We start from the raw sequence: 13619 nt of genomic DNA on the forward strand, positions 1-13619 counted from the left end.
ACCGATGCGATTTTGCCGAATGGGCAGCCTGCTGGCGGCCCTGTTGTTGGTGGCCTGCAGCCCGGCACCCACGCCGGCACCGGCCGCCGTTGAGGATCCGGCCTTCGCCGCACAGCAACAGCAATGGCGGGTGCTGCGCTACCAGGACCTGACCCGGCCCGATGGCTGGACCGCGCTGGTCGGCTTGCACTGGTTGCAGAACCGATCGCACTTCGTCGGCAGCGTCGACACCAGCGGCATCCGCCTGGCGGTGGGGCCGGCCAAGCTGGGCCTGCTGCGCCGTGAAGGCGACCAGTGGTGGTTCACGCCGGAGTCCGGCACGGATGTCACCCTTGATGGACAGCCCGTGCGTGGGCGTGTGCGCATGGATACCGACAAGGATCCGCAGCCGACCCTGCTGGCCTTCGATGGTGGCAAGGGCCAGCTCAGCCTGATCCGTCGCGGCCCGCGCGATGCACTGCGGGTCAAGCATGCCGATGCACCGGCGCGCCGCGATTTCGCCGGCCTGCAGTACTGGCCCGGTGGCCCGCAATGGCAGGTGCAGGCGCGCTTCATCGCGCATCCGCCAGGCAAGACCCTGCCGATCGTGGACATCACCGGCCTGACCACCGAGATGCCCAACGCCGGTGCCGTGGAATTCGATCGCGACGGCCGCAGCTGGCGGCTGGAAGCGATCGGCGAACCGGGGCAGCCGCTGTTCCTGATCTTTGCCGACCGTACCAGTGGCCACGGCAGCTACCCTGCCGGCCGCTATCTGGATACCGATGCGCCCACGGCCGACGGCCACGTGACGATCGACTTCAACCACGCCCACAACCCACCGTGCGCGTTCACCGCCTATGCGACCTGTCCGTTGGCGCCGCCGGAAAACCGCCTGGACCTGCGCGTGGAAGCGGGTGAAAAGACGTATCACCTGCCTGAAGGAGAGGGTTGAACATGTTGATGAAACTGTTGCTGCGCAGTGCCGTTTTTCTCGCTGCCTGCGCCGTCGGTCCGTTGGCCGTCGCGCGCGATGCGCCGGCCGAAGCCACGGCCGGCAAGCCGCCGGTGCCGCTGCTGTGGAAGGTCACCGGGCAGGGAGATGCACGCCTGTACCTGCTGGGTTCCTTCCACCTGTTGAAGCCGCAGGACTATCCACTGTCGACCGAGGTCGAGCAGGCATTCGAAGCCTCGCAGCGTGTGCTGTTCGAAGTGACCCCTGAGGAACTGCAGTCGCCGCAGATGGCCAGCCAGATGGTGCAGGTGGCTACCCGCAAGGACGGCAGCGAACTCAAGCGTGACCTGGATGCGCCGACCTGGCAGAAGCTGCAGGCCTATGCGACGCAGAACAAATTGCCATTGGCGCAGTTGCAGGGCATGAAAGCGTGGTTCGTCGGCCTGACCATCACCGTCGGGCAGATGCAGAAGCTGGGCCTGGACCCCGAGCTGGGGCTGGACCGGCACTTCATGCAGCGGGCGCAGAAGGCCGGCAAGAAGACCGCAGGCCTGGAAGACATGTCCAGCCAGATCAACCTGCTTGATGGCATGAGCGTGCAGGAGCAGCGGCAGATGCTGTCCGAGGCGCTGGACGAAGCGGGCAAGGGGGACGCCCAGGCGCAGATGCTGCATGAGGCCTGGCGCCGCGGCGACGATCGCCTGCTGTGGAGCCGGATGGGCGTGGAGATGCGCCAGAAGTATCCGCAGCTGTACCAGCGCATCAATACCGACCGCAACGATGCGTGGGTGCCCAAGCTGCTGCCGTACCTGCAGGCCGGGCAGGGCGGCACGCTGGTGGTGGTGGGCGGCCTGCACCTGCTGGGCAACGACGGCGTGGTCGAGAAGCTGCGGGCGAAGGGGTACAAGGTCGAGCGGGTCTGCAAGGGCTGCAGGAAGTAGAACCACGCCCCGCGTGGAGGCGTTCAAAACAGAACGGCGCGCCCATGGCGCGCCGTTTTCGTATCCGCCGGGGCGGGGGGCTCAGCGGCGGGTCTTGCCGCCGGTGCCGGTGCCGCCGGTCGGATCGTTCGGCTTGCCGGCCGTACCCGCGCCGGTGCCCGTTCCGGTGCCGCCCGGACGCGGGCCACCGAAACCGCTGCCCATGTTGCGCTGGAACTCCTGCCACAACTCCAGGTTGCGCTCGGTCAGCTGGTTCATCATCGCCCACGGCGTCTGCCCCAGCAGGTTGCCCATCTGCTGGCGGAACTGCTGCTGCTGGTCGAGGAAGACCTGCATGCTGCGCTCCAGGTAGTTGCCCATGAAGCCCTGCAGGGAATCGCCGTAGAAGCGGATCAGCTGGCTCAGCAGCTGGGTGGAGAGCATCGGTTCACCGTCCTGTTCCTGGTCGGCGATGATCTGCAGCAGGACCGATCGGGTCAGGTCGTCGCCGCTCTTGGCGTCGCGGACTTCGAAGTCTTCGCCGTCGAGGATCAGCTGGCGCACGTCCTCGATGGTGATGTAGCTGGAGATCTCGGTGTCGTACAGACGGCGGTTCGGATACTTCTTGATGATGCGGGTCGCAGCCATGAAGCGGTACTCGTCACAGTAGACGCGCAGCATGGCGCAGTGCAGCAGCGGTTGCAACCGCCCCAGCCCCCGCCAGGCTTGGCTTTCCGTCGCCGGAATGTTGCGCAGCAAGGCTTTGCGTGCTGCGCAGCATGACCAACGGCAGGGTGCAGCACGGGCTTTCAGGCCCTGGCGCCGTTTACCAGCCCATGTGATGGCCGCCGTTGATGTCCAGGTTGCTGCCGGTGATCCACGAGGCCTCTTCGGCCACCAGGAAGGACACGCCGTAGGCGATTTCTTCCGGCTTGCCCAGGCGCCCGGTCGGGATGTCGGCAATGATCTTGGCGCGCACTTCCTCGGGCACCGCCATCACCATGTCGGTGGCTACGTAACCGGGTGAGATCGTGTTCACGGTGATGCCGAAGCCTGCGTTCTCGCGCGCCAGCGAGATGGTGAAGCCATGCATGCCGGCCTTGGCGGCGGCGTAGTTGGCCTGCCCGTACTGGCCCTTCAGGCCGTTGATCGAGCTGATCTGGATGACCCGGCCCCAGCCGCGTCGGCGCATGCCCTCGATGACCGGGCGGGTGACGTTGAACACCGAGTTGAGGTTGGTGTTGATCACATCGTGCCACTGCTCCGCGCGCATGCGGTGGAAGGTGGTGTCGCGGGTGATGCCGGCGTTGTTGACCAGGATCTCGACCGGGCCCAGTTCGGCCTCGACCGCGCGGATCAGACCTTCGGCGCTGGCAGAGTCGGAGACATCGCCCGGGAAGATCGCCACGTGGTAGCCGCGTTCGGTCATCGCCTGCTGCCAGGCGCGGGCCTTGGTCTCATCGCGGTAGTTGGTGGCGACCCGGTGGCCCTGGTCGGCCAGGCGTTGGCAGATGGCGGTACCGATGCCGCCGGTTCCGCCGGTGACCAGTGCGACGCGAGATGTCATGGAAAGCTGTCCGGATGTCAGGTGGGGGAAGGGGGATTCTGCAACATCGGCGCGGAAAGTGCGCCGGCCGGCAGCAGAATGTCCGCGCGCGGCAGCAGGCCGGGGTTGAAGCTGCGCTGCGCGGCGGCCAACAGCGCGTCGCGGTCGTCGATGCCGTCCAGTGCGGTGCCCGGCTGGCCCAGCAGTTCCCACAACCGGCGCAGCACCGGTACCGGCGCGCCGGCATCCACCGGCAGCGCGGCCAGTGACTTGGACAGTTTGTGGCCCGGTGCATCCAGCAGCAGCGGCAGGTGCCAGTAGCGCGGCGTCGGCAGGTCCAGCGCCTGCTGCAGCAGGATCTGCCTGGCGGTGGAATCGAGCAGGTCGGCGCCGCGCACGACTTCGTTCACGCCCTGCGCGGCATCGTCGACGACCACCGCCAACTGGTAGGCCCAGCAGCCGTCGGCGCGGCGCAGTACGAAGTCACCGACCTCGCCATGGACATCCTGTTGCTGCGGGCCGCGCAGGCCATCCTCGAAGCGCACGATGCTGCCGGGCGGCACGCGGAAGCGGACGGCTGGGTCCGGTCGTGCCTGCCGCGCGACGCAGCGATGGTGGATGCCGCCATTGGCGGCCAGATCGGTCCGACTGCAGTGGCAGACAAATGCGTCGCCATCGGCCAGCAGGCGGTCCAGCGCGGTCTGGTAGGCGTCGCCACGCGCGCTCTGCCAGATCACCGGCCCGTCATGAAGCAGGCCGAAGGCGGCCAGCGCCTGCAGTTGCGCCTGTGCGGCGCCGGCCACCGTGCGGGGTGGGTCGACGTCTTCGATGCGCAACCGCCACAGGCCGCCATGGTGGCGCGCAAGCAGCCAGCTGCCGAAGGCGGCAAGCAGCGAGCCGGGATGCAGCAGGCCGGTGGGCGAGGGCGCGAAGCGGCCGCAGGAGAGGGAGGAGGTCATGCAGCTGAATCGTCGGTCAGGTTGGCGCTTGAATTCAAGCTGACTGCACCGCAGATTGACGGATATCGACCCCTTCCGAGCCGGAATTTCCCATGTTCACCCGTATTGCCCTCTTTCTAGCGACCAACCTCGCGGTGCTGATCCTCGCGAGCATCGTGATGTCAATCCTGGGCGTGGACTCCCGTTCGATGAGCGGCCTGCTGGTCATGGCGGCCATCTTCGGTTTTGGTGGTTCGCTCATCTCGCTGCTGCTGTCCAAGTGGATGGCCAAGCGCTCCACCGGTGCGGTGGTGATCACCGAGCCGCGCAACCAGACCGAGCGCTGGCTGCTGGCCACCGTCGAGCGCCAGGCCAAGGCCGCCGGTATCGGCATGCCGGAAGTGGCGGTGTATGACGGCCCGGAGATCAACGCGTTCGCCACCGGTGCCAACCGCAACAACGCGCTGGTGGCGGTGTCCACCGGCCTGCTGCACAACATGAGCGAGGACGAAGCCGAAGCCGTGCTCGGCCACGAGATCGCCCACGTCGCCAACGGAGACATGATCACCATGGCACTGCTGCAGGGCGTGCTGAACACCTTCGTGATCGTGCTGGCCCGCGTAGTCGGCGGGGTGATCGACAGCGCGCTGTCGGGCAACCGCGAAGGTGGTGGCCGTGGCTTTGCGTATTACATCATCGTGTTCGTGCTGGAGATGGTGTTCGGCCTGTTCGCCACGATGATCTCGATGTGGTTCTCGCGCCACCGCGAATTCCGTGCCGATGCCGGCGGTGCATCGCTGGCCGGTCGCCAGAAGATGATCTCGGCGCTGGAGCGGCTGCAGCTCAACCACGGCCAGAGCACCCTGCCGACGCAGATCGCCGCCTTCGGTATTGCCGGGTCGACGGCGAAGAAGCTGTTCATGAGCCACCCGCCGCTGGAAGAGCGCATCGCCGCGCTGCGGGCGTCGACGGTGGCATAAGCCTCCGCTTGTAGAGCCGTGCAGGAACGCCTGGCCTCGCGCCGGGCGTTTTTGTTTGCGCGCCCACGCGTCGGTAGCGCCGGGCCATGCCCGGCGGATCGTTTCCGCGACCGCGGAGGGGCGTCATTTTTCTTTTCGCGCGAAAAGAAAAGTAACCAAAAGAAACGCGCCGCCGGCCGCGAGCCGTCGCTACGCGCCGGTACCCTGCGCTTCTCGGTCCGCCGAGGGACGGCGCGGGAACTCGCTACGCTCAGACACCCGCGCCTCTTCGCCCTCGCCGGACCTGCGGTGCTCGGCTTGCTGTAAGGCGGGCCGGAAGATCAAGATCAACGGCAAGAGCATCCACGCATGGCGTGGATCTACTGGGTGCAGCTGTGGCGTTTGATCTTGGGTCCGCCTTGCAGCGAGCCGAGCATCGCAGGGGAATCAGGGGCGCAGAGGCGCCGATGTCTGAGCGAGTTCGGCGCCGTCCCCTGGTTCGCCGAGAAGCGCAGGGGACCGGTGCGTAGCACCGGCTTGCGTACTGGCGGCGTGTTTCTTTGGTTACTTTCTTGATGGCGCACATCCCTGTGCGCCACCCTACGGGCCGGCTCCGCCGTTCCGCGCTGCTCCTGCAGCACGGTGCACGAGCAAAGAAAGTGACAAGCACGATCACTGCGGATACGAAAACGGCACCTTCGCAGGTGCCGTCTCCATGAACCGCTTTACGCGCGAACTCAGAACTTCGCGTCGAACTCGGCAGCGTAACCCGTGTTGACCAGCACCTTCTGCAGCGACTCGGCCACCTTCAGGTTGCCGGCCACGATCTGCTGGGTGTCCGGGCCGCGGTTGTCCATGCGGGCCGGGGTCGCGCCCTTGAAGTCGCAGACCTTGCCACCGGCTTCGCGCACCAGCAGCACGCCGGCAGCGATGTCCCAGGCCTTCACGCCGGCCTCGAAGTAGGCGTCGGCGCGGCCACAGGCCACGTAGGCCAGGTCCAGCGCGGCCGAACCCGAGCGGCGGATGTCCTCGGCGTGCACCAGCAGGGCGTCCAGCGACTTCAGCTGCGCACTGGCGCGGGCACGCTCGCGCGGGGCGAAACCGGTGTGGATCATGGTGCCTTCCAGATCCTTGCGGTCGGCCACGCGGATGCGGCGGTCGTTGAGCACGGCGCCCGCACCACGGCTGGCGGTGAACAGCTCATTGCGCAGCGGGTCGAAGATCACCGCGTCGGTCGGCTCGCCGTTCTCGACCAGGGCGATCGACACGCAGTAGTGCGGCACGCCGCGCAGGTAGTTGCTGGTGCCGTCCAGCGGGTCGATGACCCACATGTGGCGACGCTCGCTCTGCACGCCACCTTCTTCACCGAAGATGCCGTACTCGGGGTAAGCGCGCTTGAGTTCCTTGACGATCACCTTTTCCGCGTCCGCATCGACTTCGCTGGCGTAGTCCATGCGGCCCTTCTGGACTACATTCAGTGCCTCGAGCTTGTTGATGTTGCGCAAGAGGACGTTGCCGGCGAGGCGGGCGGCCTTGACCATGACGGTGACGGCGGGTTTCTGCATGGCATGGGCTCCCGGAAGGGCAGAAGAGAAGGGCTGGCGGGGGAAAAGAGCGGGTCCGGCGCAGTGGCCGGCCGCACAGTTTACCATTGGTCTTCGTCCAGCTCGACATTTTCCCTGTTCATGTCCCAGTTTCCTGTCGCCACCCGCCTCCGATTCGTCCTGGTCGGGACCCAACACCCCGGCAACATGGGGGCCGCCGCCCGTGCCCTGAAGACCATGGGCCTGGCCCGCCTGGTCCTGGTGGCGCCGGAGAAGCCGCTTGATGAAGAGGCCTTCCGGCGCTCGGCCGGCGCCGAGGACGTGCTCGGCGACGCGCCGGTGGTGGCCACGCTGGCCGAAGCCGTGGCCGACTGCCGCTTCGTGCTGGGGTGCACCGCACGTGCGCGCCGGGTCCAGCTGGAGGAGTTCCTGCCGGCAGATGCCGCCGCCCGCGCAGTGGCCAAGGCCAGCGAGGGTGCCGAGGTGGCGCTGGTGTTCGGTCGCGAGCGTACCGGCCTGACCAACGAGGAGCTGCAGCTGTGCCATGCCGCCGTGCACATTCCGTCCGACCCGCAGTTCAGCTCGCTCAACCTGGCCGCCGCAGTGCAGGTGCTGGCCTATGAAGTGCGCATGCAGCTGCTCGGCGCACAGCCGGTGGCCGCGACCGAGCCGGACAACCGCGAGCAGGCTGCCAGCCACGATCAGATGGAGAGCTTCTTCGCCCAACTTGGCGAGACTCTGGACGAGATCGATTTCCACAAGGGACGCGCGCCCGAGTCGGCGATGCGCAAGCTGCGCCGCCTGTTCCTGCGCAGCGAGCCCAGCGAGCAGGAAGTGCGCCTGCTGCGCGGCATCCTGGCCGATACCCAGCGCATGGCGCGGCTGGCGCAGAAGAACGGCAAGGACAGCTGACGACGGTCTCATTTTTTCGGGTAGTCTGTCCGGATACCCCGGGGGGATGATGCTTGTGTCGGGTCTGCGTAGGGCAATGCAGGGGGAACTGCTGCGCCTGGCCTTGGCCCTGCTGGCCGGGACGGCGCATGCTGCGCCCGGTTCACAGAAGGGGCGTTGGGCAGCGATGAGGGGCAACTCGCGATGACGCAGGATCATGCGCTTGGCAGTGTGGACCGGCAGGGTGCCGGACCGGCGCCGGGGGTATCAGGCCGGGCGTCCGCCGGCTTGCCGCGTGTCGTCTGTCTTCGACGGGTGCAGCGTGCGTTGCAGAAGGTGTTGGGGGCTTCCGGTTTCCGCCGCGTCGATGCGCATGCGCAGCCGTGGCGGGATGATTTGAAACAAGGGTCGACGCGCGTGCGGATGGAAGTGGAATGAAGTTGCTCGGCTCGGGGATGCAGGCCCGGTTCCTGCTTGCGATGGGCGGGGCGATGCTGGTGGTGGTGGCGATCCTGGCCGTGCTGCTGGGGCGGCAGGCTGCGATGCAGGGCGAGGTGAGGTCGCTCAGCAACGGCGTCATCCACGAACTGTTCGACCGCAGCGTGCGCAGCCGTGGCGAGGCCATGGTGCGCGAGCTGTCCGATGCGCTTGCCGGTCCGCTCCACAACAACGACCTGGACCAGGTCGGAGCGCTGGTGCGCAGCATTTCGCGGCAGCCGGTGGTGCGCTACGTACTGGTGTTCGACGACCGCGGGCGGCTGGTCCACGACGGCTCGGCCGGAGTGCCCGGATCCGGGCGGCCGATGACCGATCCGTTGGCGGCCGGGGCGGTTGCCGCGCAGTCGCTGGTGGTGCAGCAGTCGCCCACGGTGCTCGACAACGCGATGCCGATCAGGGTGGGCAAACAACGCATCGGTGGTGTCCGCGTCGGCATGGCGCTGGATGAAGTGCTGCAGCGTGAGCAGGCGGCCAACGCGACCCTCGGTGAGCGGCTGCAGCAGATGGGAAGCCGGCATCTGGGCTGGCTGCTGCTGATGCTTGGCCTGCTGGTGGTGATCGGCGTGGTGGTGATCCTGTACGTACAGCGCACGCTGGTGGCGCCGATCCGCGAGCTGGCCGCGGCCGCCCGGCGCATCGAAGCGGGCGACTACCAGGCGCCGCTGCGCGAAAACACCCGCGACGACGAGGTCGGGGAACTGGTGCGCGGTTTTGCCCGCATGCGTGATGCGATCGCCCGCCACGACCGCGAAGTGCGGCGCATGGCCTACACCGACGCCTTGACCGGGCTCACCAACCGCCTGGCCTTCCGCGAGGCGCTGGACCATCGATTGATGGCCGCACGTGCATCCAATCACCGGTTGGGTCTGCTGTTTGCCGATATCGATGATTTCAAGCGGGTCAATGACACGCTGGGCCATGAGGCCGGCGACGAGGCGTTGCTTCAGTTCGCCCAGCGCATCGGCCGCGCAGTGACCGAGGCCGGCGGCGACGATGCCGTGCTGGCGCGGTTCGGCGGCGACGAATTCGTGATCCTCGTTGGTGATGGCGATGTTGCGGCCAATGCGCGGTTGCTGGCCGAAGTGCTGGTGCGCGAGCTGGGCAAGCCGCTGGTGGTGCAGGGCAGGGAACTGTTCCTGGGCACCTCGATCGGCGTGACCCTGTTCCCCGACGATGCCGCGGATGCGACGACGCTGCTGAAGAACGGCGACATCGCGATGTACCAGGCAAAGATGGCCGGCAAGAACTGCTATCGCTATTACAGCCGGGCCATGGATCACGCGGTCGAGCGGCGCGTGCACATGGAACAGGAACTGCGCGGTGCCTGGGAGCGCGGTGAGCTGCGGCTGGCCTACCAGCCGATCTTCCGCATGCGTGACCGCCGCATGGTCGGTGTCGAAGTGCTGCTGCGCTGGCAGCACCCGACGCTGGGTACGATTCCGCCATCGGTGTTCATCGAGGTGGCCGAGCAGAGTGGCCTGATCGAGATCATCGGTCCGAAGGTGCTGCGTGCTGCCTGCATGGAAGCGGTGCAGTGGCCGCGCGGCGTGGCCGGTGACGAGTTGTTCGTCTCGGTCAATGTGTCGCCACGGCAGCTGCGCGGCGGGGAGCTGCCGGCGTTGGTTGCACAGTGCCTGCAGGAGTCGGGCCTGCCGGCCTCGCGCCTGCACCTGGAGCTGACCGAGACGGCGGTGATCGGCGATGAGATGCTGGCCGCGCAGCTGCTGGACCGCCTGCACCGGGCCGGGGTGAAGGTGTGGCTGGACGACTTCGGCACCGGTTTCTCCGGTCTCAGCCACCTGCGGCAGGTGCCGGTGGACGGCGTCAAGATCGACAAAAGCTTCGTCGCCGACATGCAGCGCGACCCGGACGACCTGGCCCTGACCACGGCGATCATCGCCATGGCCCACGCACTGGGCATCACGGTGGTGGCCGAGGGTATCGAACAGGAGGCCCAGTTCGAGCTGCTGGCCCAGCGTGGCTGCGACCTGGGTCAAGGCTACCGGCTGAGCCACCCGGTCACCGCCACCGAAGTGGTGCGGATGATCGAATCGGGCGCGTGAGGCGCTACAGCGGGCGCTTGCTCGGGTCGCCGGGCAGTTCGCGGACCAGCTTGGGGACCAGGTAGCCGGACAGCCGGGCAGTGAGGCCTGCAATCAGGGCCTTGGCTTGGATGTCGTCCACTTCGAAGTGGGCCACGCCCTCGACGCGATCCAACTGGTGCAGGTAATACGGCAGCACGCCGGCGGCGAAGCTGCGTTCGCTCAGGTCCTGCAGCGCCTGCACGCTGTCGTTGACTCCGCGCAGCAGCACCGCCTGGTTCAGCAGCTGGGCGCCGATGCCACGCAGGCGGGCCATCGCCATGTCGACGCTGGCGTCGAATTCATTGGCGTGGTTGGCGTGGACCACGATCGCCAGTGGCCACGGCAGGCTGCCCAGCCAGGCCAGCAGTTCCTCGTCCACGCGCTCGGGCAGCACGATCGGCAGGCGCGTGTGGATGCGCAACCGGCGGATGTGCGGGATCTGGCGCAGCGCATCGGTCAGCTCGGCCAGCTTGTGCGTGGCCAGCGACAGCGGGTCGCCGCCGGACAGGATCACCTCATCGATGTCCGGGTCTGCGGCGATGGCCTCCACGGCCTCCTGCCAGCCCCCCTTGGCTGCGTTCTCGGCGCCATAGTCGAAATGCCGGCGGAAGCAGTAGCGGCAGTTGATGGCACAGCTGCCGGTGGCCACCAGCAGGGCGCGGCCACGGTATTTCTGGATGACCCCGGTGGCCTTCTTGGCCGCGCCGTCGCCCACCGCGTCAAAGCTGAACCCGGGCGCCGGGCGCATCTCCGCGTCGATCGGCAACACCTGCCGCAGCAGCGGATCGTGGGCGTCGCCACGGCGCATGCGGGCGACGAAACCCTCCGGCACGCGCAGCGCGAACTGGGCGATGGCCGCCTCCGATACGCCCAGCGCCGCGGCATCCAGATCCAGGCGGGCCAGCAGCGTCTGCGGGTCGCGCAGGGCCTGCCGCCACAGCTGCTGCCAGCGCGCGGGCGCGCTTGGCGACTGGGTCCGGGGGAAGGCGGAAAGCTGCATGGAGAGGGGGCCTGCGGTTATCATGGACACATAAACAGTTGCCCGCCGGGGTTCCGGTGGGCTTTCCATTCTATCCGGCTCGCCGCACGCGCGGCGGTTTCGCCATTTGAGGAGCTTGAGCATGGCCACTGCGGGCATGAACGATGTCAAGAACGGGATGAAGATCCTGGTCAACAATGAACCGGCCGTCATCTCTGAGACCGAGTTCATCAAGCCGGGCAAGGGCCAGGCCTTCACCCGCGTGCGCTATCGCTTCATCAAGTCGGGCCGCACGGTCGAAATGACCATGAAGGCGACCGACGACGTGGAAGTGGCCGATGTGGTCGATACCAACATGGACTACATGTACAGCGACGGCGAGTACTGGCATTTCATGGACCCGGAGACCTTCGAGCAGGTGCAGGCCGACAAGGCCGGCATGGGCGGCGCCGAGAAGTGGCTGAAGGGCGAGGAGTCCTGCATCGTGACCCTGTTCAACGGTTCGCCGATCTTCGTGCAGCCGCCGAATTTCGTTGAACTGAAGATCACCGAGACCGATCCGGGCGTCCGCGGTGACACCTCGGGCGGCGGCGGCAAGCCGGCCACCCTGGAAACCGGCGCCGTAGTGCGCGTGCCGCTGTTCGTCAACCAGGATGAAATCATCAAGGTCGACACCCGTTCGGGCGAGTACTCCTCGCGCGTCAAGTAATCCGGCGCAGCCGGATTACGGTAGTGCCGGCCGCTGGCCGGGTACGCGCCATCGCATTCGCGCTGGCGCTCCCACGATCCGCCATGGCGGATCGTGGGCCCCCACTCACCAGCATCCACACCCCGCCGCTTCGCGGCCGCCCCTGACTCAGGGGCTTGCCTTCCAGAAGCCCAGCGGTAGCCGTTTGACCGGTGATCAGTCGCCAGGTCGGAGCCAAGGCTACGTATGGTCCTTCCCCCAGCCAGTGAGCCCGCATGAGCGATAGCCCGCACCTCCCCGAAGCCTGCGACCTGCTCATCGAAGCCGGTTATGTCGTTCCGATCGAGCCGCATGCGGTGGTGCTGGAAGACCATGCCGTGGCCATCCGTGGCAGCGAGATCGTGGCCATCCTGCCGCGCGCCGAAGCGCGTGCGCGGTTCCGCGCCACCCAGGTTGTCAGCCGCCCAGAGGCGGCGCTGATGCCGGGCCTGGTCAACGCGCATACGCACAACCCGATGACCCTGCTGCGCGGCGTCGCCGACGACCTGCCGCTGATGACCTGGCTGCAGCAGCACATCTGGCCGGTGGAAGCGGCGGTGATCGGTCCCGAATTCGTGGCCGACGGCACCACCCTTGCCATCGCCGAGATGCTGCGTGGCGGCACCACCTGCGCCAACGAGAACTATTTCTTCGGTGACGTGCAGGCCGCCGTCTACAAGAAGCACGGTTTCCGCGCGCTGGTCGGCGCGGTCATCATCGATTTCCCCACCGCCTGGGCCAGGACCGACGACGAGTACTTCGCCAAGGCCGGTGAACTGCATGACCAGTGGCGCACCGACCCGCTGATCGGCACCGCATTCGCGCCGCATGCGCCGTACACGGTCAACGATGCCAATTTCGAGCGGGTGCGGATGCTGTCCGACCAGCTGGACATGCAGGTGCATCTGCATACCCATGAAACCGCGCAGGAAATCACCGATTCGATCAAGCTGCACGGCCAGCGTCCGCTGGCGCGGCTGGATCGCCTCGGCCTGGTCAACGACCGCCTGATCGCGGTGCACATGACCCAGCTGACCGAGGCCGAGATCCACCTGTGCGCCGAGCGCGGCGTCAGCGTGGTGCACTGCCCGGAGTCGAACCTGAAGCTGGCCTCTGGTTTCTGCCCGGCCTGCGCCCTGCAGCGCGCCGGCGTGAACCTGGCCATCGGCACTGACGGCTGCGCCAGCAACAACGACCTGGACATGTTCAGCGAGAACCGCACGGCGGCGATCCTGGCCAAGGCCGTGGCCGACGATGCCACCGCGCTGGACGCGGCGACCACGTTGCGCGCCTCCACCCTGGGCGGCGCCCGCGCTTTGGGCTTCGGCGAGCGCATCGGCTCGATCGAGGTCGGCAAGCAGGCCGACCTGGTCTGTGTTGATCTGTCCGCGCTGGAGACCCAGCCGCTGCACAACGTGCTGTCGCAGCTGGTGTACGCCACCGGCCGCCAGCAGGTCAGCGACGTCTGGATCGCCGGCAAGCCCAAGCTGGTGCAGCGCGAGCTGGTCGGCATGGACCTGCCGGGCATCATCGCCAACGCGCGCCAGTGGCGCGAGCGCATCCGTCATATCCGCGCCTGAGTGCAGGCGCCGCAAGGAC

Annotated in this window: 12 protein-coding genes; 7 read left to right on the plus strand and 5 right to left on the minus strand. The window is 67.3% G+C overall.

What is annotated here, in order from left to right; all coding sequences use genetic code 11:
- Nucleotides 1-4 precede the first annotated feature (4 nt).
- Nucleotides 5-934: a DUF1684 domain-containing protein gene (locus tag ABIA73_RS07830; protein WP_354275613.1), complete on the plus strand. Its 930-nt coding sequence runs from the start codon at nucleotides 5-7 to the stop codon at nucleotides 932-934.
- A 2-nt stretch (nucleotides 935-936) separates the two neighbouring features.
- The gene (locus ABIA73_RS07835; protein ID WP_025876377.1) at nucleotides 937-1875 is read left to right on the plus strand and encodes a TraB/GumN family protein; all 939 of its coding nucleotides are present in this window, start codon (nucleotides 937-939) and stop codon (nucleotides 1873-1875) included.
- Nucleotides 1876-1956: 81 nt separating this feature from the next.
- Here the strand turns inward: ABIA73_RS07835 and phaR are convergent, their stop codons facing one another.
- From phaR to gluQRS, 3 genes are all read right to left on the minus strand, one after another.
- Entirely contained in the window at nucleotides 1957-2502 is a 546-nt protein-coding gene (gene phaR, locus ABIA73_RS07840; RefSeq protein ID WP_025876379.1) for a polyhydroxyalkanoate synthesis repressor PhaR, read from the minus strand.
- A 178-nt stretch (nucleotides 2503-2680) separates the two neighbouring features.
- Complete coding sequence (gene phbB / locus ABIA73_RS07845; protein ID WP_025876381.1) at nucleotides 2681-3421, minus strand: acetoacetyl-CoA reductase; 741 nt, start codon at nucleotides 3419-3421, stop codon at nucleotides 2681-2683.
- A 17-nt stretch (nucleotides 3422-3438) separates the two neighbouring features.
- On the minus strand, nucleotides 3439-4359 hold the full coding sequence (gene gluQRS, locus ABIA73_RS07850) for a tRNA glutamyl-Q(34) synthetase GluQRS (RefSeq protein ID WP_354275614.1): 921 nt from the start codon (nucleotides 4357-4359) through the stop codon (nucleotides 3439-3441).
- 92 nt (nucleotides 4360-4451) lie between these two features.
- Between gluQRS and htpX the strand changes: the two genes are divergently transcribed.
- Nucleotides 4452-5318 (plus strand): protease HtpX, encoded by an 867-nt coding sequence (gene htpX, locus ABIA73_RS07855; RefSeq protein ID WP_025876385.1) that lies wholly within the window; start codon nucleotides 4452-4454, stop codon nucleotides 5316-5318.
- A 716-nt stretch (nucleotides 5319-6034) separates the two neighbouring features.
- Here the strand turns inward: htpX and ABIA73_RS07860 are convergent.
- On the minus strand, nucleotides 6035-6862 hold the full coding sequence (locus ABIA73_RS07860) for an inositol monophosphatase family protein (protein WP_025876387.1): 828 nt from the start codon (nucleotides 6860-6862) through the stop codon (nucleotides 6035-6037).
- A 120-nt stretch (nucleotides 6863-6982) separates the two neighbouring features.
- Between ABIA73_RS07860 and ABIA73_RS07865 the strand changes: the two genes are divergently transcribed.
- Together ABIA73_RS07865 and ABIA73_RS07870 are read left to right on the plus strand one after the other, a co-directional pair.
- On the plus strand, nucleotides 6983-7753 hold the full coding sequence (locus ABIA73_RS07865; protein ID WP_059064673.1) for an RNA methyltransferase: 771 nt from the start codon (nucleotides 6983-6985) through the stop codon (nucleotides 7751-7753).
- Nucleotides 7754-8166: 413 nt separating this feature from the next.
- On the plus strand, nucleotides 8167-10293 hold the full coding sequence (locus ABIA73_RS07870; RefSeq protein ID WP_025876393.1) for a putative bifunctional diguanylate cyclase/phosphodiesterase: 2127 nt from the start codon (nucleotides 8167-8169) through the stop codon (nucleotides 10291-10293).
- A 4-nt stretch (nucleotides 10294-10297) separates the two neighbouring features.
- On the opposite strand, the gene epmB is transcribed toward ABIA73_RS07870, so the two are convergent.
- Entirely contained in the window at nucleotides 10298-11338 is a 1041-nt protein-coding gene (epmB, locus tag ABIA73_RS07875; RefSeq protein WP_033831580.1) for an EF-P beta-lysylation protein EpmB, read from the minus strand.
- Between the two features lie 97 nt (nucleotides 11339-11435).
- On the opposite strand from epmB, the gene efp reads away from it, so the two are divergent.
- Both efp and ABIA73_RS07885 read left to right on the plus strand, forming a co-directional pair.
- Nucleotides 11436-12002 carry an elongation factor P gene (gene efp / locus ABIA73_RS07880; RefSeq protein WP_006379771.1) on the plus strand — a complete coding sequence of 189 codons (567 nt, stop codon included), beginning with the start codon at nucleotides 11436-11438 and terminating at the stop codon, nucleotides 12000-12002.
- A gap of 254 nt (nucleotides 12003-12256) precedes the next feature.
- On the plus strand, nucleotides 12257-13600 hold the full coding sequence (locus ABIA73_RS07885) for a TRZ/ATZ family hydrolase (RefSeq protein WP_354275615.1): 1344 nt from the start codon (nucleotides 12257-12259) through the stop codon (nucleotides 13598-13600).
- The last annotated feature ends 19 nt before the right edge of the window (nucleotides 13601-13619 follow it).

Source organism: Stenotrophomonas sp. 2694 (assembly GCF_040548715.1).
Classification (GTDB): domain Bacteria; phylum Pseudomonadota; class Gammaproteobacteria; order Xanthomonadales; family Xanthomonadaceae; genus Stenotrophomonas; species Stenotrophomonas indicatrix.